Annotated in this window: 21 protein-coding genes; 5 read left to right on the top strand and 16 right to left on the bottom strand. The window is 66.2% G+C overall.

Features of this window, described 5'->3' with window-relative positions; translation table 11 throughout:
• Nucleotides 1–978 (bottom strand): cytochrome-c peroxidase (locus OA56_RS02665; RefSeq protein ID WP_461583321.1); only part of this gene is annotated, 978 nt, incomplete at its 3' end.
• Between the two features lie 315 nt (nt 979–1293).
• Here OA56_RS02665 and OA56_RS02660 point away from each other — a divergent pair.
• Together OA56_RS02660 and OA56_RS02655 are read left to right on the top strand one after the other, a co-directional pair.
• Nucleotides 1294–1809, top strand: a complete 516-nt coding sequence (locus OA56_RS02660) for an SDR family NAD(P)-dependent oxidoreductase (protein WP_051240805.1) — start codon at nt 1294–1296, stop codon at nt 1807–1809.
• Nucleotides 1806–2834 (top strand): YeiH family protein, encoded by a 1029-nt coding sequence (locus OA56_RS02655; RefSeq protein ID WP_028875224.1) that lies wholly within the window; start codon nt 1806–1808, stop codon nt 2832–2834. The genes OA56_RS02660 and OA56_RS02655 overlap by 4 nt, the downstream gene beginning before the upstream one ends.
• A 153-nt stretch (nt 2835–2987) precedes the next feature.
• Here the strand turns inward: OA56_RS02655 and OA56_RS02650 are convergent, their stop codons facing one another.
• The 14 genes from OA56_RS02650 to rpmH all read right to left on the bottom strand — a co-directional run bounded on the left by OA56_RS02650 (nt 2988) and on the right by rpmH (nt 17534).
• Nucleotides 2988–4985 (bottom strand): primosomal protein N', encoded by a 1998-nt coding sequence (locus OA56_RS02650; RefSeq protein WP_461583320.1) that lies wholly within the window; start codon nt 4983–4985, stop codon nt 2988–2990.
• Nucleotides 4982–6052: a uroporphyrinogen decarboxylase gene (gene hemE / locus OA56_RS02645; protein ID WP_461583319.1), complete on the bottom strand. Its 1071-nt coding sequence runs from the start codon at nt 6050–6052 to the stop codon at nt 4982–4984. Before hemE ends, OA56_RS02650 begins: the two co-directional genes overlap by 4 nt.
• Nucleotides 6053–6100: 48 nt before the next feature.
• Nucleotides 6101–7345, bottom strand: a complete 1245-nt coding sequence (locus OA56_RS02640) for a response regulator (protein ID WP_461583318.1) — start codon at nt 7343–7345, stop codon at nt 6101–6103.
• On the bottom strand, nt 7338–9476 hold the full coding sequence (locus OA56_RS02635; protein WP_461583317.1) for a sensor histidine kinase: 2139 nt from the start codon (nt 9474–9476) through the stop codon (nt 7338–7340). Before OA56_RS02635 ends, OA56_RS02640 begins: the two co-directional genes overlap by 8 nt.
• Nucleotides 9473–10084 (bottom strand): DUF4390 domain-containing protein, encoded by a 612-nt coding sequence (locus tag OA56_RS02630; RefSeq protein ID WP_055423073.1) that lies wholly within the window; start codon nt 10082–10084, stop codon nt 9473–9475. The genes OA56_RS02635 and OA56_RS02630 overlap by 4 nt, the downstream gene beginning before the upstream one ends.
• Nucleotides 10047–11516 (bottom strand): 16S rRNA (cytosine(967)-C(5))-methyltransferase RsmB, encoded by a 1470-nt coding sequence (gene rsmB / locus OA56_RS02625; RefSeq protein ID WP_461583316.1) that lies wholly within the window; start codon nt 11514–11516, stop codon nt 10047–10049. Before rsmB ends, OA56_RS02630 begins: the two co-directional genes overlap by 38 nt.
• Nucleotides 11513–12385, bottom strand: coding sequence for a polyamine aminopropyltransferase (gene speE, locus OA56_RS02620; protein ID WP_055423072.1), 873 nt, complete (start codon nt 12383–12385; stop codon nt 11513–11515). Before speE ends, rsmB begins: the two co-directional genes overlap by 4 nt.
• Before the next feature lie 4 nt (nt 12386–12389).
• Nucleotides 12390–12776 carry an adenosylmethionine decarboxylase gene (gene speD / locus OA56_RS02615; RefSeq protein ID WP_055423071.1) on the bottom strand — a complete coding sequence of 129 codons (387 nt, stop codon included), beginning with the start codon at nt 12774–12776 and terminating at the stop codon, nt 12390–12392.
• Nucleotides 12777–12867: 91 nt separating this feature from the next.
• Entirely contained in the window at nt 12868–13656 is a 789-nt protein-coding gene (locus OA56_RS02610) for a sulfite exporter TauE/SafE family protein (RefSeq protein WP_055423070.1), read from the bottom strand.
• Nucleotides 13657–13702: 46 nt separating this feature from the next.
• A complete protein-coding gene (gene mnmE / locus OA56_RS02605; protein ID WP_461583315.1) occupies nt 13703–15073 on the bottom strand; it encodes a tRNA uridine-5-carboxymethylaminomethyl(34) synthesis GTPase MnmE in 1371 nt (456 codons plus the stop codon).
• 67 nt (nt 15074–15140) lie between these two features.
• On the bottom strand, nt 15141–16781 hold the full coding sequence (gene yidC, locus OA56_RS02600; RefSeq protein WP_055423069.1) for a membrane protein insertase YidC: 1641 nt from the start codon (nt 16779–16781) through the stop codon (nt 15141–15143).
• Nucleotides 16782–16819: 38 nt separating this feature from the next.
• Complete coding sequence (gene yidD / locus OA56_RS02595) at nt 16820–17029, bottom strand: membrane protein insertion efficiency factor YidD (RefSeq protein ID WP_055423068.1); 210 nt, start codon at nt 17027–17029, stop codon at nt 16820–16822.
• Nucleotides 17014–17403, bottom strand: a complete 390-nt coding sequence (gene rnpA / locus OA56_RS02590) for a ribonuclease P protein component (protein WP_206202258.1) — start codon at nt 17401–17403, stop codon at nt 17014–17016. Before rnpA ends, yidD begins: the two co-directional genes overlap by 16 nt.
• Nucleotides 17400–17534 carry a 50S ribosomal protein L34 gene (rpmH, locus tag OA56_RS02585; RefSeq protein WP_028875239.1) on the bottom strand — a complete coding sequence of 45 codons (135 nt, stop codon included), beginning with the start codon at nt 17532–17534 and terminating at the stop codon, nt 17400–17402. Before rpmH ends, rnpA begins: the two co-directional genes overlap by 4 nt.
• 115 nt (nt 17535–17649) lie before the next feature.
• Between rpmH and mobA the strand changes: the two genes are divergently transcribed.
• On the top strand, nt 17650–18264 hold the full coding sequence (gene mobA / locus OA56_RS02580; RefSeq protein WP_461583314.1) for a molybdenum cofactor guanylyltransferase MobA: 615 nt from the start codon (nt 17650–17652) through the stop codon (nt 18262–18264).
• A gap of 1 nt (nt 18265) precedes the next feature.
• On the opposite strand, the gene moaC is transcribed toward mobA, so the two are convergent.
• Nucleotides 18266–18745: a cyclic pyranopterin monophosphate synthase MoaC gene (moaC, locus tag OA56_RS02575; RefSeq protein ID WP_141056437.1), complete on the bottom strand. Its 480-nt coding sequence runs from the start codon at nt 18743–18745 to the stop codon at nt 18266–18268.
• Between the two features lie 55 nt (nt 18746–18800).
• On the opposite strand from moaC, the gene moaA reads away from it, so the two are divergent.
• On the top strand, nt 18801–19811 hold the full coding sequence (gene moaA / locus OA56_RS02570) for a GTP 3',8-cyclase MoaA (RefSeq protein WP_461583313.1): 1011 nt from the start codon (nt 18801–18803) through the stop codon (nt 19809–19811).
• Nucleotides 19812–19827: 16 nt separating this feature from the next.
• A complete protein-coding gene (gene yqeC, locus OA56_RS02565) occupies nt 19828–20586 on the top strand; it encodes a selenium cofactor biosynthesis protein YqeC (RefSeq protein WP_141056439.1) in 759 nt (252 codons plus the stop codon).
• Nucleotides 20587–20589 lie beyond the last annotated feature (3 nt).

The following is a 20589-nucleotide window of genomic DNA, read 5'->3' as shown; positions in this document are numbered from 1 at the left end:
CGGCAGCAGCGGCAAAGGCATCTGCGGCCGCTCGCCGGTGAGCGTGTGCAGGAAGGCGACGACTTTCTTCACTTCGTCGTCGGTGAAGGTGCGGCCAAGCTGCAAGCGTCCCATCAGGGTGACGGCCTCCTCCAGCGTCTTCGCCTGACCGTCGTGGAAGTAGGGGTAGGTGAGTTCCACGTTACGCAGCGTCGGCACCTTGAAGTACCAGCGATCCTCGTCTTTCTTGGTCACCGCCGCGCGACCTTCGGCAGGCGAAGTGGACTTGTAGGGTTCGACCACGCCTATCTTCTGGAAGGAATTGCCGCCGAGGTTGGGGCCGTTGTGGCAAGCGATACAGCCGCTGTCGTAGAAAATCCTGAAGCCTTCGCGTTCCTCGGCGGTGATCGCCTTGTCGTCGCCCTTGAGCCACTTGTCGAAACGCGAATTCGGCGTAACCAAGGTTTTCTCGAACTCGGCGATCGCATCGGTGACCTGCTCGATGGCGATCTGGTCCGTACCGTAGATTTTCTTGAACTCGTCGACGTAGCCGGGGATGGACTGCAGCACGGCCACGGCGAGCGTGTGCGGCATCCCCATTTCGATCGGATTCTGGATCGGACCGGCGGCCTGTTCCTGCAAATTGGCGGCACGCCCATCCCAGAACTGGACAAAGTTGAGCGAGGCGTTGAACACGGTCGGCGCATTCACCGGCCCCGGCTGCCATTTGTGCCCGATGGACGTCGGCAAATTGTCAACGCCACCCAATGAAAGGTTATGACAAGTGTTGCAAGAAATGATGCCGGACATCGACAGGCGCGGCTCGAAGAAGAGCTGACGGCCGAGATCGACCTTGGCCGGATGATCGATTTTCGCCGGCTGGATCGGCTGGATGATCACCTTGGCCTTTTCGCGCAGTTCGTCGGGCGCAGCCTGCACGCCGAAACACACCCCCACCCCCAAAGCGGCAAGGGCAGCCGCCAGTGGTTTGATCTTCATGAGCCTTCTCCTTGCGGTGCGAGACAAACGGAAATCCCAAGGGGATCACCCCCTTTCCCATTCTACGGTCGGGGTTTCATTGTTTCACGCGATTCTTAAGCCACCATTAACATCAGTCGCCACGCACCGCAAGGTTTTCTTCATCGTCCCGTCACAAACGCATCTTCGGGCTTGGTTGCACCGATGATGACCGAACTCACGGCCGGTTTGCGCAGCATCAAGAAACGAAACGATTCATCCATCAAGAGGGGGGGTTGATATATACTTTTTGGCAATTTGTATATTGACAGAAAACCTAACAAGGCAGCTGGATCCATGAACGAGACGATGCCTTTGGACCCCTTGGTTGCCATCGTCACGGGCGCCGGCCGCGGACTGGGGCGAGCGATGCCGCTGGGTCTCGCCGCTGCAGGGGTACGCGTGCTCGGTACCGCCGCCCGTGAATCGGGTGAGCTGCAGGCGCTGGAAGCGGAGATCCGCGATCGCTTCGGTTCCGACCGTTTTCTTCCCCTCACGGCCGACGCTGCCCATCCCGAAGAGGCCGAACGCACCGTGGCCACGGCGCCCGAACGCCTGGGACGACTCGATGTGCTCATCAACAACGCTGGACGCGGGATGAAGTACGTCAACCCGTGCTTTCTCACCGCCCCCCCTCCTTTCTGGGAAACGCCACCGGAACTGTGGCGCCTCATCATCGACACCCACGTCAATGGCCCCTTTTTCATGGCGCGGGCGGCCGACCAGGTCACCGGCAAGCAGGTGATCGCACGGCAATGGACGCCGTACGCACCCAAGGACGCACTCGCAGACGCAGGATGGGAACTGAGATGAACGGCTTGTCTCAACGGGCACCGGCCCTGCACGGTTTGCTCTTCGTCGCCCTCTTCGCCCTAGCGGCGTTGCAGATGGCACAATTCCCCGCCATATCCCGCCTAGGTCTCAGTCCGCTCATCGTCGGCATCCTCTTGGGCATGGTCTACGCCAACACCCTACGACGCCACTTGCCCGAATCCTGGGTGCCCGGCGTCCTCTTCAGTTCCAAACATCTGCTGCGCGCGGCCATCATCCTCTACGGCTTTCGCGTCACCTTCCAGCAGATTGCCGCCGTGGGCTGGGCCGGCCTGGGCGTGTCGGTGACCATGGTGGTGAGCACCCTCGCTCTCGGCGTATGGATGGGTACCCGCCTCTTCAAGCTCGACCGGGATACCGCCATTCTGACGGCAGCCGGCAGCGCCATCTGCGGCGCGGCGGCGGTCGTGGCCACCGAGTCCGTCTTGGAATCCAATCCTGCCAAGAGCGCCGTGGCGGTGGGAACCGTCGTCCTCTTCGGCACCCTCTCCATGTTTCTTTACCCCGCCGTCTATGCCACGGGACTGCTGCATCTCACACCCCAGATCTTCGGTCTCTATAGCGGCGGCACCATCCACGAGGTGGCGCAAGTGGTCGCGGCCACCGGCGGGATCGCCGGGGCAGGAGAAGTCGCCGTGATCGTCAAGATGGTCCGGGTGATGCTGATCGCCCCCGTGCTGCTCGCTCTGGGTTGGCTCACGCTGCGCCACAAAACCAGGACGGAAAACGCCGGCGTTCGGCTCGTCATTCCCTGGTTCGCCGTCTGGTTCGTCGCCGCCAGCGCCATCAACTCGCTCGGCGTTCTACCCAATTGGCTGGTGCAAGATCTGATCGGGGTCGACAATTTTCTCCTGACGATGGCGATGACGGCCATCGGCATGGAAACGAACGTGGTCAAGTTTCGCCAGGTCGGCCCCGGACCGCTCTACCTCGCCGCCGCGCTCTTCCTCTGGCTCGTGTTCGGCGGCTACGGCGTCACCCGTGTTTTTGCGGCAATGCTGGGATAAGCTGTACGGCAACGAAAAACGCTGCGCGAGAACACCCATGCCGAACGATGCCTGTTTGCCCCTGCATCGAACCAAAGAAAAAGGACGCAACCGGGTCGTGGTGGAGGCCAAAGCCTGGCAGAAGTAATCTACCGCTGGCCCCCCTGATCGACCTCAGGTCTCCAGCGGATCCACCTCCAGACGCCAGCGCAACGAACGCGGATGGGGCAAGCCCCGCAGCGCCTCGACCCAGCGCTCGAGGAAAGCGTGCAGCGCAGGACGGCGACCCCCTTCGACGAGCAGCTGGGCCCGTTCGCGGCGCGCGAGGCGCACGAGGCGCATCGGGACCGGATCGAACACCTTCACCGGCCAACCTTCCCGGCCCGCAATCTCACGCCCCGTGGTGCGCGCCGCCTCCAGGAAAGCGAGCGCCGGCTCCAGCGCCTCGTCGTCGGCGCGCAACAACGCCTGAAAAGCGAAAGGCGGCAGCCGCAGCGCCCGACGCTCGGCGAGCGTCCTCGCGGCGAAGGCGGCATAGTCGTGCGCCGCGAGCTCGCGAAAGAGCGGATGCTGGGGAAACTCCGTCTGCACCAGCACCCGACCTGGCGCGCCCGCCCGACCGGCCCTGCCGGCCACCTGTATCAGCTGCTGGAACATCCGCTCCGTGGCGCGCACCTCGGCGGCGTAGAGCCCGGCATCGGCCCCGATCACGCCGACGAGCGTGAGCGACGGAAAATCATGCCCCTTGGCCATCATCTGCGTGCCCACGAGCAGGTCGTAGCGTCCCGCGCGCACCTCCTCGAGCAGCGTTTCCCATTGAGCCAGGGTCCTCACCGCGTCGCGGTCGATGCGCGCGATCCGCGCCTGGGGAAACAGCGCCTGCAACCGCTCCTCCAGCCGCTGCGTGCCCCGGCCGACGGGCTGCAGGTCGAGCGCGCCGCACTCGGGACAGGCCCGCGGCGGGGTCTCGCGATAACCGCAGTGATGGCAGTGCATCCGGCCGTCGTCGCGATGGAAGACGAGATTGACCGAACAGTTCGGGCAGCGGCTCACCCAGCCGCAATGGCCGCAGCGCACCACCGGCGCGTAACCCCGGCGGTTGAGGAAAACGAGCGCCTGCTCGCCGCGCGCGAGCGTGGCTTCTATCGCCTGGGCGAGCGGCGCGCTCACCCCCTCCTCGGCCGGCGTCTGCGCCGTGTCGATGAGCTCTATCATCGGCAAGGGTTGGCCGCTCGCGCGGGCGGACAAAGCCACGCGGCGATAGCGGCCCGCCTCGCAGGACGCCCAGCTCTCGAGCGAGGGCGTGGCCGAACCGAGCACGATCGGCACGTTCCAACGGCGAGCCCGCCAGACCGCCAGGTCGCGCGCCGAGTAGGGCACCCCTTCGAACTGCTTGTAGGATGGATCGTGCTCCTCGTCCACCACCACCAGCCCCAGCCGCACGAAAGGCGCGAACACAGCGAGCCGCGTGCCGAGCACGACGTCGATCTCGCCGCGCATCGCCGCCACGAAGGCCGCGGAGCGCTCGCCGGCAGGCGCCTCGGAATGCAGGCACACGATGCGGGCCGAAGGAAAACGGGCATGCACCCGCTCGGTGAGCTGCGGCGTGAGGGCGATCTCGGGCACCAGGAGCAGCGCCTGCCGCCCCTGGGCGAGGCACTCCGCCACCAGGCGTAGATAGACCTCCGTCTTCCCGCTGCCGGTGATGCCGTGCAGCAAGGTTGCCGAAAATCCGTCCCGCGGCACCGCTTCGAGCGCTGCCCTTTGCCCTTCCGTGAGTTCGGGTAGCGGCCCGGCCGGCTCGGTGGCCCCCTCCTCGCCCCTTCCCTTGCTCCGGGGTTCGCGCTTGCGCCGGCGCAGCGCCGGAGGCAACATCGCCGCCACGACCTCGCCGAGCGGGGCAAGGTAATAGCGGGCGGTGAATTCGAGCAACTCCCGGTCCGCCTCGGGTAGCGGCGGCAGGCCCTCCCAGATCGCATCCACCGGTTTGATCCGCTCGTCCGGGACGGACGGATCCGCCTTAAGCGACCAGACGATGCCCAGCTTCGCCCCCCGGCCGAAGGGCACACGCACGATCTGCCCGGGAACGACCGCTTCGGGAACCCAGTAATCGAAAAGGCCTTCACCAGGGAACGGCAGCAGCACCTGGGCCCGGCGCATCCCCTCGCTCATGCCTTCTGGTGATATTTCACGCTCTCGGTCTGGACGGCGTGGACCAGCGCCGCCACGTGCTCCGGCGGCGTATGCTGCGAAATGCCGTGCCCCAGGTTGAAGACATGCCCCGAACCGTGGCCGAAGGCTTCGAGCACCTTGCAGGCCTCGCGCACCACCACGTCGGGCGGCGCAAAGAGAATCGCCGGATCGAGATTGCCCTGCAGCGCCACCCGGTCACCGACCAAGGTCCGCGCCCGGCCGATGTCCATCGTCCAATCCAGCCCCACGGCATCGGCGCCGATACTGGCCAAATCTTCCAGCCACACGCCACCCCCCTTGGTGAAAACGATGGAGGGGACGATCCGGCCTTCCGCCTCGCGGCGCAAGCCCGCGACGATGCGTGCCAGATACGGCAGGGAAAACGTCTTGAAGGCTTCCTCGGCGAGCACCCCGCCCCAGGAATCGAAGAGCATCACCGCCTGCGCCCCCGCCTCGATCTGGGCATTGAGGTAATCGGTCACCGCCTGCGTCGTCACTTCGAGGATGCGGTGCATCAGGTCGGGGCGCGTGTAGAGCAGCGTCTTGACCGTGCGGTAATCCTCGCTCGCCCCCCCCTCGACCATGTAGCAGGCGAGCGTCCAGGGGCTGCCGGAAAAACCGATGAGCGGCACCGAACCGTCGAGCGCCCGCCGGATCTGGCGCACCGCCTCGAGCACGTAGGCAAGCTCCACCGTCGGATCGGGGGCCGAGAGATTGCGGATCTCCCATTCGCTGCGCAGCGGCCGCTCGAACTTCGGCCCTTCTCCTTCGACGAAGTACAGCCCCAGACCCATCGCATCGGGCACCGTCAGGATGTCGGAAAAGAGGATCGCCGCATCGAGCCCGAAACGCGCGATCGGCTGTAAGGTCACTTCGGTGGCGAGCGCCGGATCCTTGCACAAGGCAAGGAAACTACCAGCCCGTCGGCGCGTCTCGCGGTATTCGGGCAGATAGCGCCCGGCCTGCCGCATCAACCAGATCGGTGTGCGATCCACGGGCTGGCGCAGCAGCGCCCGCAGGAGACGGTCGTTTTGCAAAGAGGGCATGAGAGGGCGACTCCGTAAGGCGACAGGACAGCCGCCATTATACGGAGCTCAGTCGGCATCCTGGACGCGCTTGAGCGACAGGCCGAGCTGCTTGATCTTGCGGTAGAGATGGGTGCGTTCCAGACCGGCGAGTTCCGCCACCCGGCTCATGGGCAAGGCTTCACGCTCGAGCAGGCGCTCGAAGTACATGCGCTCGAAGGCTTCGCGCGCCTCGCGCAGCGGCAGGGTGAGCAGACGCTCCAGCGTGGGCTGATCCGGCAGACCGAAGATGCGCTCGATCGCTGCCTGGGGCACGACGCCGTCCTCCTGGGCGTCCAGCAAGGCTTCGGCCAGGCCGAAGAGGTCGAGCTCGGCCGGCAGCATTCCCTTGGGCATGCGCGTCAGGCCGCTCGGCGGAAGCTGGGGTACGACTGCATCGCCGCGCCGCTGCGCCACCTCGGCAAGCGCCAGCGGCATGAGGGTGTCGAGCGCACGCAAGGCTTCATCCCGCTGCGGTACCTCGACGCGGCATTGGGCGAAATCAGCCACGAGCGTCTCGGGCCATCCATCCTGTTCCAAGACTTCCGTCTTCACCGCACTGAAGACGATCACACGGGCGGAATATTCTCCCCGGCGTTCGATGGCGAAGCAAAGGTTTTTTTGCTGCAAGCGGGTCAGGTTCTGCAGTTCGTATACATACCAATGCCCGCCGCGCGCCCGCTGCAGCTTGTCGAGTGAAAGCGGCTGGGTTTCGGCACCGAGATCGAGCCTCGGCCCATCGCCCAAGCTCAAGGCATGCGCCAGAGCCTGGACGAGAAAAGAGTCGCTCACCTGAAAGTAGAGGAGTCCCTGGCGCTGCAGATGGTTTTTGGCCCGGTCCAACACCGGCGCAAGCAGGGGATGCTCTCCCAGACGGCCGATCGCCACCTCGCTGGGCGCCTTCGCCTGCCGGGATCGCGCCACCGCCTCCTTGATGGCCGGCAGCAGTTTCTGCATCGAAATCGGTTTTTCGAGAAAATCGATCGCGCCGATGCGCGTGGCCTCTACCGCCGTGTCGATCGTGGCGTGCCCCGACATCATGATCACCGGGGGTGCCGGCGGCTGCCGTCCCATCCACTGCCGCAAGAGGGTAATGCCGTCGACATCGGGCATCCAGATGTCGAGGAGGATGACGTCGGGCCGCTCCGCCTCCAGGCGCTCGTTCGCCTGCAGGCCGTTCTCGGCCGTCTCGACGGCATAGCCCTCGTCTTCGAGGATCTCGCGCAGCAGCTCACGGATGCCGACTTCGTCGTCGACGATGAGCACTTTAGCCATCGCGGCCTCCTTCACGCACCTCGTCGCCGAGCGGGAATTCGATCTCTACCATCGCCCCTCCTTCGGCCCGGTTGACCAAACGCACCCGCGCCCCATGGTCGTCGAGGATCTTCTTGATCACAGCCAGTCCCAGCCCCGTTCCCTTGGGTTTGGTCGTGAAATAGGGCTCGAATGCGTGGCGCAGCAGCTCCGGAGGAAACCCGGGGCCATTGTCGAGGACGCGCAGGATCAGCGTGTCGGCATTGCGCCGGATCTCGATGCGGATCAGGCCGTCCTGCCGCCCCTCCAGCGCATCCTGGGCATTCTGGATGAGATTATGCAACACCTGCCGCATTTGGGAAGCGTCGGCCCGCAACGCCGGCAAAGGCTCTTGCGGCAAGTCGAGCTCCAGGCGCGCCGGAGAGGATTCGTACAAGACCAGCACGCTGCGAAGCAGCGCCTGCAGTTCGATCCAATCTTTCTTCGGCGCGGGCAGGCGGGCATAGTCGCGGAAGGCGTTGACGAGGTTTTTCATCGCTTCCACCTGATCGATGATCGTCTGCGTGGCGCGTTCGAGCATCTGCCGCTCCTCGGGGCCCAAACGGTCGGCAAGCTTGTAGCGCAAGCGCTCGGCCGAGAGCTGGATCGGGGTGAGCGGATTCTTGATCTCGTGCGCCAGGCGCCGGGCCACTTCGCCCCAGGCCGCAGTGCGCTGCGCCTGCACCAGGTCGGTGACGTCGTCGAATACGACCAGACGACCGCTGCCGTGGCGCGTCGGCAGAGAAGCCACGTGCAGCAGAAGCACCTGGGTATGTCCGTCGGCGCAGCGACGGCGCCACTCGGTGGGGCCTGCCGGCTCGCGACCGATGAGCTCGGTGATCAAGGTGGCAAATTCCGGCTCCATCGTCCAGCAGGAAGGGGGCTGGCCCGTGCACCCTTGCAGATCGATTTCGAGGATACGTGACGCCGCGGCATTGGCGATCGTCAACTTCCCCTCCGTGTCGAACGCCAGCACGCCGGTGCTCAAGTTGGCGAGGATCGTCTCCAGGTAGGCGCGTGCCGCCTCGATCTGGGCGTGGGATTCTTCCGCCGCCTGCCTCGCCTGGGCGAGCTGCTGCGTCATCGCGTCGAACGAGCGCGTCAGCACCCCAAGTTCGTCGCGGGCCGCGATCGGCGCAAGCGGCCGGTAATCGCCGGCCGCCACCGCCCGCGTTCCTTCCGCGAGCACCATCAGCGGTGCGATGAACTTGCGCGACAGGTACATCGCCAGCGCGAGTGCCGCCAGCAAAGACAGCAGGACGGTGATGGTGAGCGTGAGCGCATAAATGCGCTGCAGACCTTCCTTGCCGACCACGATCTGCTGGTAGTCGCGATAGGCCGTCTGCACCGCCTCGATCTGCTCGACGATGTTCGCCGGTACCCGTTGCACCAGCTGCAGGTAGGCCGCATCCGTCGTACTGCCCGGCATCGTCGCGCCGAGCACGGCGATCACCCGGATCACCGGAACCCCCTCAGGAGAGGTATCGACCCGGTGAAAAAGCCCCGTACTGCGGGCCGCCTGCAATTCGATTGCGGTGGGCAACACCGAGCTCAACCAGCGGTCATCCGGGCTCACCGTCACCAGTGGCGTTCCCTTGGCGTTGAGCACGGTGATGGAGCTCACCCCCAGATTCTCACGCAGGGGCGTGAGTGTGGCGATGTCCACTGCCCCTGCCTGGGCGAGCTGCCCCCGCAGCGTCTCCGCATCGTGCCGCGCCTTCAGCACCAGGTTGTCGAGCGTGTTGCGCGCGAGCGCCACCCCGCTCTCCAGCGCCCGCTCGACCCGGATGTCGAACCAGGTCTCGATCGAACGCACCACGAAGAAGATCGAGACGAGATAGAGGATCACCGCCGGGATCAGGGCCATGGCGGTGAACATGAGCGTGAGCCGCACGCGCAGACGCGTGCCGAATTTCCGGCGCCGATACTGCCGGTAGAGATGCCAGGCCTGACGGCCAAGCAGCACGCCGAGTCCGGCTACCACCGCTGCATTGAGCGTCAGGAAATAAGGAAAGGCGGAACCGAAGACGTCGGTGTTGCTGCTGGCAGTGGCGAGCAGGAAGATCGAGATCGCCACTACTGCCAGGATCACCACCACCAGGCCGCGGTTCATCGCTTCCTCCAGGGATACCAGCGATAAGGCCCCACCTCCCAGGCATAGGCGTCGTTCCCCAACGCACTCGCGCGCAGAGTCTGCGGCAATTGCGACAGATCGACACTCAGCCGCAATTCGGCCCGTACGTCCGACAACGGGTTGAACACGTCAGCGGCCACCGGCCAGCCGCGGATCGAACGCAAGGATTGCAGCAAGGTCTCCCGGTCGTAGAAAACGTGCGTCGCATCTCCCACCGTCAACAGCCAATCCTGCGTCACCGGCTGGTGCCGTATGGTGATGCGCCAGAATTTGCCGAAGACCAGCTGATCGCTCCAGTACCAACGCTCGCGATAGAGCATCAGCTCCAGGCGCAGGGGCATGGCGATGCCGCGCTGCAGCAGATCTTCCCATACGGCGGGAAAGCGCTCGAACCCCAGATCGGCGTCGAGAAACCAGTTCCCCTCACCGTCGCGCCACAGTCGCGCCCGTGATGCGGCATCGGCCACCGCTGTCCCGTCATTGGTCAGCAAGCCCAAAGCGCCCAAGGGGAGTGCGCCCAAGGCAAACAGCAGCCGCCGGCGCAGTGGATCAAGCGGTTTTGCGCAGCAGCGCGTAGAAGAACCCATCGTGCGTCTCGTCAGGAAGCAATGCGAGCGTCTCGCGCTCGCCATCGAGGGGAACGAGCCGGGCGTCGCGATGGCGCTTCACGAATACCCGCACCTGTTCCTCGTTTTCTTCGGCGAAGATCGAGCAGGTCGCGTACAAAAGCCGTCCGCCCGGTTTGAGCAGCGGCCACAGGCCATCGAGGATCTCGCGCTGCTGCCGGGCGAAGCCGGCGACGTCCTCGGTGCGGCGCAGCCATTTGATGTCGGGGTGGCGCCGCGCCACGCCGCTGCCCGAGCAGGGCACGTCGGCAAGGATCGCATCGAATGGCTTGCCATCCCACCAGCGGGCGGGATGGCGCGCATCGCCGCGCAGCACCTTCGCCGCTACGCCCAGCCGCGCCAGAGCACGGCGCAGTGGCGCAAGCCTCGTCTCCTCGACGTCGACGGCGGTGAGTTCGATGTCGGCCAATTCCAATAGATGGGCGCTCTTGCCACCGGGAGCAGCGCAGGCGTCGAGCACGCGCTCGCCGTCGAGCGGAGCGAGCAGCCGCGCCGCGAACTGGGCCCCCACGTCTTGGGGCGAGACCCAGCCCTCGGCAATGCCGGGGACTTTGGCCACGGGCATCGGTCGCTCCAGCAGCAGCGCCATCGGACCGGCGCGTCGCACGGCGATGCCGGCCGCGGCAAACCGCGCGAGCGCCTCGGCTTCATCGATGCGGCGGCGGTTGAGCCGCAACCCCATCGGCGGATGGGTGTTGCCCGCATGCAGGATTCGCTCCCAGTCGAGCGGATGCTGCGCGCGCACCTTGTCGATCCACCAGCGCGGATGGCGGAAATGCGCCACGGCGGCATCCTGTACCTCCGGCATGGAGGCGGGCACGGAGGCACTCGCACGCGCCGCCTCGGCGAGCGCCTCGGGATGCAGCGCCTCACGCTCACGCAGGAAAGTGCGCAGCAGGGCATTGGCGAATCCCGCCAAGCGTTCTTGCCTCAGACGCACGCAGCTCACGCTCTGGTGCGTGAGCGCATGCGCATCGCGCGGGCCGTCGCGCAGCGCCGACAGCGCCACCAGCAAAGGCGCGAGCACCGGCTCGGGCACGCCGCGCGGCGCGAGCCGCGCCAGCACCCAGCGCCCCCAGCCGTAATCGCGCAGCGCGCTCCAGGCCAGGTCCCGCACCCGCCCCCAGGCCCCAGGCTCGGTCACGGGATGCGCCGCACGCAAGGCGTGATAATGCTCCAGCGCATTGTGTCCCGCGACGACCTGGTCGATGACCTGCGCCGCGAGTTCGATCGCGCCGGCCAGGGTACGCGGATCGACTTCGGCTTCGCGAGTCGCCTCGCCTCTTCCGTGCCGGGCGCTCGATCCTTCCCGCGCGCGCGAGGGTTTGTCGCGGCGACCCGATGTTTCACGTGAAACATTCCTGTCGGTCGAAGCGCGCGGTCGCTCGTTCACGGCTGCACGATCTCCCGCAGATAGCGCGGCAGCACCAGGCGCGCCCGATAGGTTTCCCCATCGAGGTAGCGCAGCTCGCCCAGCCCCCGCTCGGCGATGCGCGCGTCCACCGTCGCCGGATCGAGCGACACCGGATCGAGCGCGTCGGAGGCGCAGGCAAGCATCCAGTTCGCCCCGTAGAGCGGGATGTAGTGCAGATGCGGCCGAACGCAGGCGAAGACCGCACGCAGGCGCCGCAGCAGCTCGCGCACCCGCTCGGGCTGATGGTCTGGCGCCCCCACGTGCAGCGACAGCGCTCCCCCCTCGGTGAGCAGCGCTTTGCACGCGCGGAAGAACTCTTCCTGGTAGAGTGCGGCCGCCGGCCCCACCGGATCGGTGAGGTCGAGCACGACGAGATCGAATTTCCTTCCCTCGGCCGGGGCCACGCGGCGCACGTAGTCCAGCCCGTCCTGCACCCGCAGCTCCAGACGCGGATCGTCGAGGGCACCGCGATGCACCGCGGGGAAATACTTGCGCGCGAGCTCGATCACCTTCTCGTCGAGCTCGACGAGCACCACCTGCTGCATCGTGCGGTACTTGAAAAGCTCCTCGGCCGAGCCACCGTCGCCCCCGCCAATGACGAGCGCCGAGCGCGGCCCTGCATGCGCGAGCCCCGGCACGTGGATGAGATTCTCGTGATAGATGAACTCGTCGGCCTCGCTCGTCATCGCGCAGCCGTCGAGACGGAACATGCGTCCGAAGAGCGGCGAATGCCACACCTCGTATTCCTGGTAACGGCTACGGCCGCGTTCCAGGCACTCGGTCACGTCGAAATAATAGCCGCTCCAGCTGCTCAAGGACTCCCACAGCCGCGTCGTCCGTTCGCTCATCGCCTCACTCCCGCGGCGCGATCTTGCCGCGCACCACCGAATGGCTCACTACCTCCATCGGGTTGAGCGTCTCGATCACGCGGCGAAAAACCCGCCGCGCAAGCTCGGAGTTGTCCTTGGAGAAATTGCACACGTACACGTCCAAAGTGACGTTGCCCGTTTCGGGCCAGGTATGGATGGCCAGGTGAGACTCGGCCAGCACCACGGTACCAGTGACGCCGGCATTCTCGCCATTGTCGTGTCGGAACTGGTAGAAATAAGCGCCCAGCGGCGTCAGTCCTGCCTCACGGCATTCCTGCACGCACAAGGTCTCCAACCGTTCCCGGTCGGTGAGCAGAGCGACATCGCAGCGGCAATCATAGAGATCCGCAATCAGATGAAGACCGTTCATCTCCACTTCTCCCGGCCAGCCATGGAAAACTGAAAATTATACAACGAACTGCACGAAAACCGTTCGCTGCCCCAACCGCGGGGACCCGCAATCAGAACAAATATGGGGACACTTGTTCCCAACTCAAGCGCGCGATCAACACCGCCACCACGACGAGAAAGAGCTTGCGCACGAAACCGGAACCACGACGCAGCGCCAGGCCACTGCCCACGCGCGAACCCAGCACGTTGCACAGCGCCAACCACCCCCCCAATGCCCAGGCGATGTGCGCATGGCCCCAGAAATAGGCGATGGCCGCGAGGTTGGTCGCCACGTTGCCAACCTTGGCCAGGGCCGACGCATGGAGAAAATCCAATCGCAACAGACGCACGAACGCGAAGATGAAGAAGCTGCCCGTGCCGGGGCCGAAGAATCCGTCGTAGAAGCCGATGACCAAACCGATACCCAGCGCCCGCGCCAGATCGGCCCGTCCCCAAGCCGCGGTGCGGGCATGCAGGCCGAACTCCTTCTTGGCAAAGGTATAGACCGCGACCAGGCTCAACAGCACCAGCACCAGCGGACGGGCCCACTCACGCGGGAAATGCGTCACCGCACTCGCCCCGAACCAGCTACCCATCGCGGCCGCGCCAGCCACCGTCGCCAACAACGCGCCCGGCAGAGCGATGCGCCGAAGATATTGCCGCGCCGCTGCCGCCGTTCCCACCACGGAAGCGACCTTGTTCGTCCCGAAGAGATCGGCGAGCGGCGCCTGCGGGAAAGCGAGCAGCAGGGCGGGCACCTGGATGAGGCCACCTCCCCCCACCGCCGCATCGATGAGCCCCGCGAGAAAGGCCGCCCCACCCAGGACGAGCCATATCCAGCTCAAATCTTCGAGCCCCATTGCTCCTCCTTGCCAATGTTCCACGTGGAACATTCCGGCGATATTCTCATTTGCCGATGCAGAAGCGGCTGAAGATCTCGCCGAGCAAATCCTCTATGTCATATTCTCCAAGGATTCTGCCGAGCGCCCGGTGTGCGGCGCGCAGCTCTTCGGCCAAAAGCTCCAGCGCCTCGCCCGTCTCCAGTGCCGCCTCCAGCGCCCGGCGCGCCTCGCGCAGCGCCTCCAGATGGCGTTCGCGCGCGAGCACCACGTCTTCACCGTGGGCGTGCCAGCCGGCCACCTCCAGCAGCGCCGCCCGCAGCAGCTCCAGCCCCTCGCCGGTGCGCGCCGACAGCCACACGCGTTCGCGAATGCGTCCGTCCTCCCCCGCCTCGCGTCGCGGCGCCTCGCCCGTCAAGTCGATCTTGTTGACCACTTCGATCACCGGCACCTCGGGTGGCGCGAGCGCCAATACCTCCTTGAGCGGGGCCGCCTCGGGGCGATCGAGCGCGCGCAGCGCCAGCACCGCATCGGCCTGGGAAATCGCCTCGCGCGTACGCGCCACGCCGATGCGCTCCACCGGATCGTCGGTGGCTCGCAGCCCCGCCGTATCGATCACGTAGAGCGGAATGCCTTCGATCTGGATCGCCTCGCGCAACACGTCGCGGGTGGTACCGGCGATGTCGGTGACGATCGCCCGCTCTTCCCCCATCAAGGCGTTGAGCAGGCTCGACTTGCCGACATTGGGCGCACCGGCGATCACCACGTGCAGCCCACGGCGCAACAGCGCGCCCTGGCGCGCGTTCTCGAGCAGTCGATCGAGGGCGGCCAGCGTTTCGGCCACCTTCTCGCGGATGCGCGCGGCGGCGACGAGCTCCAGATCCTCTTCGGGAAAATCGAGCGAGGCCTCGACCCACATGCGCGCATCGATCAAGCGCTCCTGCAGGGCGCGCACGGCGCGGGAGAATTCCCCCGTGAGCGAGCGCGCCGCCCCTCGGGCCGCCGCCCGGGTGGAGGCGTCGATCAGATCGGCCACGGCTTCCGCCTGCGCCAGATCGATCTTGCCGGCAAGAAAAGCGCGCTCGGTGAATTCGCCGGGACGGGCGAGCCGCGCCCCCAGCTCGAGGCAGCGCTCGAGCAAGAGCTGCAGCACCACAGGCCCGCCGTGCCCGTGCAGCTCCAGCACGTCTTCGCCGGTAAACGAATGCGGCGCAGGGAAGAAGAGCGCCAGCCCCTCGTCGATCACCGCCCCATGGGCGTCGTGAAAGCGTGCGAACGTGGCCATCCGCGGCGCCGGCACCCGCCCGAGCAGCGCCTCGACGAATGCTGCGAGCGACGGTCCCGAGACCCGCACCACGCCGATGCCGCCGCGCCCCGGCGCAGTGGCAATCGCCGCGATCACCTCGCGCGGCGCCTCCCCTTTCTGCACCCCGCTCACGCCACCCACCCTCCAGTACCAGGTAGCGCTACGATCCGCTGGCGCAACCGATCTTTCGCCAGACCCTTCACTTTCCTGCCTTGGCCGGCTCCATCTGGCGCGTGATCCACCACTGCTGGGCGATCGACAGCACGTTGTTCGTGAGCCAGTAGAGCACCAGACCGGAGGGGAACCACAGGAACATCACCGTGAACACGATGGGCATGGCGAGCATCAGCTTCGCCTGCATCGGATCGACCGGCTGTGGATTGAGCTTCATCTGCACCAGCATCGACGCACCCATGAGGATGGGCAGCACGAAGTAGGGATCACGCATCGACAGATCCTGGATCCACAGGATCCACGGCGCCTGGCGCATCTCCACGCTGTTGAGCAGCACCCAGTAGAGCGCGATGAAGACCGGGATCTGCACCAGGATCGGCAGGCAGCCGCCCAGCGGATTGACCTTCTCCTCCTGGTAGATGCGCATCATCTCCTGCTGCATGCGCGCCTTGTCGTCGCCGTAGAGCTCCTTGAGGCGCTGCAAGCGCGGGGTGAGCGCGCGCATCTTGGCCATCGAACGGTAGCTCGCCGCCGACAAGGGGAAGAAGATCGCCTTGAGCAGCACGGTCACCAGCACGATCGCCCAGCCCCAGTTCCCCGTGAGCTTATGGAGCCAGGACAGCACCCAGAAAAGCGGCGCGGCGATCACCGTGAGCCAACCGTAATCGACCACCAGGTCGAACCCCGGTGCGAGCGAACCCAGCACGCTCTGCGTCTGCGGCCCTGCATAGAGACGGACGGATCCTTCCTTCGCCTCTCCCGGCGCCACCGCCCCCAGCGGCAGGATCACCCCCATCTGGAACAATCCTCCCTCCACCGGCCGGACATAGAACTCGCGCTGCACCCCCTCCTGCGGCAACCAGGCCGCGACGAAGTAATGCTGCACCATGGCGATCCAGCCATCCTGCGCGAGCCGCGGAAACTCCGCCTTGCCCTTGAGCACGTCCTCGAAATTGATCTTCTTGTACTTGCTCTCGGCGGTATAGACTGCCGGACCGGTGAACGTGCGAACCCCGAAGAGCGAGTGCTCCTCGGCCGGCAAACCATCGCGCAGGAATTGATAATAGGTCGACGCTTCGATCGGTTCCGTGCCCGCGTTGGCAACCTCGTGGCGCACCTCGACCAGATATTCACCGCGCTTGAAGCGCAGCACTTTGGTCACGAGCGCTCCATTGTCCGCCTGAGCCGTGAGCCGAACCTCCAGCACGTCCTGTCCCGGCGCGAGCCGCACGGCCTCGGCCGGCAGCTGCCATTGCGAACGATGGTTCGGCAGGCCCGCGCCGATCAGCCCCGACTGCACGCGATAGACGTGGCCGGCACGGCCATCGTCGAAGAGCACGAAGGGTTTGCTGCGGTCTTCGCGCGCGGCGTAGTCCTTGAACGCGAGGAAGACGATGTCGCCGCCACGCTCCGAGATCTCCGCGGTGAAGCGGTCGGTCTCGACCACCATGCGCCGCGCCTGCGCCTCTTCGAGCGCCCCGGAAGCCGGAGCGACGGCGGCCCGCTGCGACTGTGGCACCTCGCCCAGACCGGCCCCTTGCTGCGTTGCGACGGCTCGCTCGGCCTGCGGCTGCGGCACCGGCTGGTTGTGACGCAACCAGGCCTCCCACAGCATCACCAGCGAGAACAGAAACACCAACAACGGGATCAGGCGGCGTTGTTCCATGGAACCATCCTGGGAAAACGGGCAAAAGAATCGGCGAATTATGGCACAGGGTCGTGCCCGCCGGGATGAAAGGGATGGCAGCGCAACACCCGTCGCAGCCCCAGCCACAGGCCCTTCAGGGCCCCGTGGCGCTCGATCGCCTCCAGCGTATACTGCGAGCAGGTGGGATGGAAACGGCAGTTGCGCCCCAGCCAGGGGCTGATCGCCAGCTGATAACCGCGAATGAGCGCCATCAGGAGGCGGCGCATTTCCCTGCCTCCCGCACGAGCCGATCAAAGCAGGAAAGGAGATCCTCGCGCAGCATCCGGCGGGTGACCGCGACGATCGGCGCGCTCAGCCGCACCACCAGGTCGCAGGCCGGCAGCCGCCCCTTCTCGAGGCGAAAGGTCTCGCGCGCGATGCGCTTGACGAGATTGCGCTGATGCGCGCGCCGCACAAGTTTCTTCGCCACCACCAGCCCCAGGCGCGGGCGACCCAGCTCGTTGGGATTCCAGTGAACGGCAAAAAACCGCCCGCGGATCACCCGCCGCGCCGTGAAGACGCGCGAGAACTCGGACGGCTGCAGCAGGCGGTCGGCGCGACGAAAGCGCGCCCCCGCCTCGGACAGGATCTCGCCGCTCAAACGGCCAGGCGATGACGGCCCTTGGCCCGACGCGCCCGGATCACAGAGCGGCCGCCGCGGGTGCGCATACGCACGAGGAAACCATGGGTACGCTTGCGGCGGATCTTGGAGGGTTGATAGGTGCGTTTCATGGGATCACCTCGAACGGGAAAATCTCGTTATTTAACAGACAAGCGGAGGACATGTCAAGAAAAATCACAGAAGGCGAATCGGTTACACTGCGAGCATCCTGCACCTTTCTCCCCTATGCCCACTCCACCCTTACCCGCTCTCCCTCCCCTCACCGGCCTCATCCTCGCCGGCGGCCGCGGCACGCGCTTGGGTGGCGTCGACAAAGGACTGGTCGAACTGCACGGGCGACCACTCGTCGAGTACGTGCTCGAGCGGCTGCGGCCGCAGACCGGGGCAATTCTCATCAACGCCAACCGTCACCACGAGCGTTACGCCGCCTACGGCGTGCCGGTAATTCCGGACCTCGAAGGCGGGTTCGCCGGGCCGCTCGCCGGCATCGCCGCGGGACTCGCCACCGCCCGCACCGACTGGGTGGTCGTCGTCCCCTGCGATTGCCCCTTGCTGCCGTCCGACCTCGTCGCTCGGCTGTGGCAGGCGCGCTGCACCGCCGAGGCCGACGTGGCCGTCGCCCAAGCCGCGGGGCGGCTGCAGCCTGTCTTCGCACTCGTACCGGTCACGGCGCGCGCCGAGCTCGAACGCCGCCTGCGCGCGGGCGAGCGCAAGGTCGAAGCCTGGCTCAAGGCGCAACGCTTGGCCATCGCCGATTTTTCCGACGAAGCCGAAGCCTTCGTCAACGTGAATACCGAGGAAGAACGGCGTGCGCTGGAAGCGCGCCTTGGGGTGAGGTGACTCACCCCTGCCGCTGCCACGTCCCCGAGCGCCCGCCGCTTTTGTGGACCAAACCGACGTCGGTGATGCGCATTCCCTTGTCGATCGCCTTGCACATGTCGTAGACCGTGAGGAGCGCCACCTGCACTGCCGTGAGCGCTTCCATTTCCACGCCGGTGCGCTCGCGTGTCTCGGCCCGGGCGCGGCAGCGCACCGCTACGCGATCCGGTACCGGCTCCACCTCCACTTCCAGGTGCGTGAGCGCCACCGGATGGCACAGCGGCACCAATTCCCAAGTGCGTTTCGCGGCCATGATCCCGGCGATGCGCGCCGCCGCCAGTGCGTCACCTTTTTTCAGGTTGCCCGCTACGAGCGCCGCGAGCGCTTCCGGCGACATTTCGAGGTATCCTTCGGCAATCGCGACCCGATGCGTCTTCTCCTTCTCCCCGACGTCCACCATGTGGGCGGCGCCGGTGGCAGTGAGGTGCGGCAAATCGGCCATTCCAACTCCCAGAACGCGATGTTCGTGACCCCACGATGATACAGGAGCCGCCGCGATGGACACCCGAGCCCCGGCAAGCCCGCCCCTGATCGACCGCTTCGGTCGACACGTCACCTACGTGCGCCTGTCGGTGACGGACCGCTGCGATTTTCGCTGCGTCTATTGCATGAACGAGCAGATGACGTTCCTGCCCAAGGCGCGCATTCTCACCTTGGAAGAGATGGCGCTGATCGGCCGCGCCTTCGTCGAGCTGGGCGTGACGAAACTGCGCATCACCGGAGGCGAGCCCCTGGTGCGGCAAAACGTGCTTTCGCTCTTCGCCGAACTGGGCAAACTCCCCGGTCTGAAGGAACTCACGCTCACGACCAATGGCTCCCAGCTCGCCCGCCACGCCGCCGCGCTGCGCGAAGCCGGCGTGCGCCGCATCAACGTGAGTCTCGACAGCCTGCGCCCCGAGCGCTTCCGCGCCATCTCGCGCGTGGGCAGCCTCGACAAGGTGCTCGAAGGAATCGAAGCCGCCCGGCGCGCCGGATTCGAAGCGATCAAACTCAACGCCGTGCCGATGCGCGGCATCAACGACGACGAGATCCTCGATCTGGTCGAATTCGCCGCCGAGCGCGACTTCACTGTCTGTTTCATCGAGGAAATGCCGCTCGGCGAGATCGACGGGCACGATCGGCGCACGAGCTTCGTGCCCAGCGACGAAGTGCGCGCGCGCATCTCGGAGCGTTACACGCTGCTGCCCACCGTCGAACGCACCGGCGGCCCGGCGCGCTACGAGCGCATCGCCGAGACCGGCACCCTCGTCGGCTTCATTTCGCCGCACAGCCACAACTTCTGCGACAGCTGCAACCGCGTGCGCGTCACCACCGAAGGGCGGCTCCTGCTGTGCCTGGGGCAAGAGCACTCGGTCGACCTGCGCCGGGTGCTGCGTACCCACCCCGGAGCACTCGAACCGCTCAAGGAAGCCATCGTTGCCGCGATGGCGATCAAACCCAAGGGGCACGAGTTCGATCTCACCGCCAAGCCCGTCCTCTTCCGCCACATGAACGCCACCGGCGGCTGACGAAGGGGGATCTCCAATGAGCGAACGAGCAACCGAGCTCCTCGAAGCGCTGGGCGCCCGGCGCGGCATCCTCGCCGCCGTTGGCGCAGGCGGCAAGAAGACCTCGCTCTACCAGATCTTCGCCGCCCACCCGGGACGCGTGGCCCTCACCACCACCACCTTCATCACCTCCTTCGGCCCGGAACTGGGCGCCGAGATCCTCGTCGCCCCCGAAGACGAACTCGAAGAAAAGGTACGCGCAAGCCGCGGGCGGAAAGTGGCCTATGCCACGCCCTCGGACAAGCCGGGGCGGGTAGCAGCGGTGTCCGGTGCGCGCATCGACCGGCTGCACCGCGAAGGCAGGTTCGATCTCACGCTGGTGAAGGCCGACGGTGCCCGCTCGCGGCTCCTCAAGGCCCCGGCGCCGCACGAACCGAGCCTGCCCGAGGCGACCGACACGGTGCTCCTCGTCCTCTCGCTCCAGGCGCTGGGACAGCCCCTCTCCGAGGCGATCGCGCATCGCCCCGAGCGCGTCTCCGCACTCACCGGACGCGCCCTCGGCGAGCCGGTGACCATCGCCGACTTCGTCGCGCTCTACACGCATGAAAACGGGCTATTGCAAGGCACATCGGGAAAACGCGTGATCCCCGTGCTCAACATGGTCGACGACGATCGCCTCCTGCCCGCTGCCCGCGCGATCGCCGCGGCGACGCTTGCCGCCTGTCCGCGTTTCGAGCGCTTCGTGCTCACGAGCCTCAAACAGCCCGGCTACCTCGTGGAGGTCGTGCTGCGCTGAAAC

The organism is Tepidiphilus sp. HLB4 (genome assembly GCF_054823945.1).
Note: the sequence above shows the minus strand (reverse complement) of the source record. Positions and strands in the feature narration are given on the sequence as shown.

Coding starts and splice junctions, on each gene's coding strand:
- yqeC (WP_141056439.1), top strand. CDS start 19,828: ATGAGCGAACGAGCAACCGAGCTCCTCGAAGCGCTGGGCGCCCGGCGC.
- speD (WP_055423071.1), bottom strand. CDS start 12,776: ATGAACGGTCTTCATCTGATTGCGGATCTCTATGATTGCCGCTGCGAT.
- OA56_RS02655 (WP_028875224.1), top strand. CDS start 1,806: ATGAACGGCTTGTCTCAACGGGCACCGGCCCTGCACGGTTTGCTCTTC.
- moaA (WP_461583313.1), top strand. CDS start 18,801: ATGGACACCCGAGCCCCGGCAAGCCCGCCCCTGATCGACCGCTTCGGT.
- hemE (WP_461583319.1), bottom strand. CDS start 6,052: ATGCCCTCTTTGCAAAACGACCGTCTCCTGCGGGCGCTGCTGCGCCAG.
- moaC (WP_141056437.1), bottom strand. CDS start 18,745: ATGGCCGATTTGCCGCACCTCACTGCCACCGGCGCCGCCCACATGGTG.
- OA56_RS02650 (WP_461583320.1), bottom strand. CDS start 4,985: ATGAGCGAGGGGATGCGCCGGGCCCAGGTGCTGCTGCCGTTCCCTGGT.
- rpmH (WP_028875239.1), bottom strand. CDS start 17,534: ATGAAACGCACCTATCAACCCTCCAAGATCCGCCGCAAGCGTACCCAT.
- OA56_RS02640 (WP_461583318.1), bottom strand. CDS start 7,345: ATGGCTAAAGTGCTCATCGTCGACGACGAAGTCGGCATCCGTGAGCTG.
- OA56_RS02610 (WP_055423070.1), bottom strand. CDS start 13,656: ATGGGGCTCGAAGATTTGAGCTGGATATGGCTCGTCCTGGGTGGGGCG.
- OA56_RS02660 (WP_051240805.1), top strand. CDS start 1,294: ATGAACGAGACGATGCCTTTGGACCCCTTGGTTGCCATCGTCACGGGC.
- speE (WP_055423072.1), bottom strand. CDS start 12,385: ATGAGCGAACGGACGACGCGGCTGTGGGAGTCCTTGAGCAGCTGGAGC.
- yidD (WP_055423068.1), bottom strand. CDS start 17,029: ATGCGCCGCCTCCTGATGGCGCTCATTCGCGGTTATCAGCTGGCGATC.
- OA56_RS02630 (WP_055423073.1), bottom strand. CDS start 10,084: ATGGGTTCTTCTACGCGCTGCTGCGCAAAACCGCTTGATCCACTGCGC.
- OA56_RS02635 (WP_461583317.1), bottom strand. CDS start 9,476: ATGAACCGCGGCCTGGTGGTGGTGATCCTGGCAGTAGTGGCGATCTCG.
- mobA (WP_461583314.1), top strand. CDS start 17,650: ATGCCCACTCCACCCTTACCCGCTCTCCCTCCCCTCACCGGCCTCATC.
- yidC (WP_055423069.1), bottom strand. CDS start 16,781: ATGGAACAACGCCGCCTGATCCCGTTGTTGGTGTTTCTGTTCTCGCTG.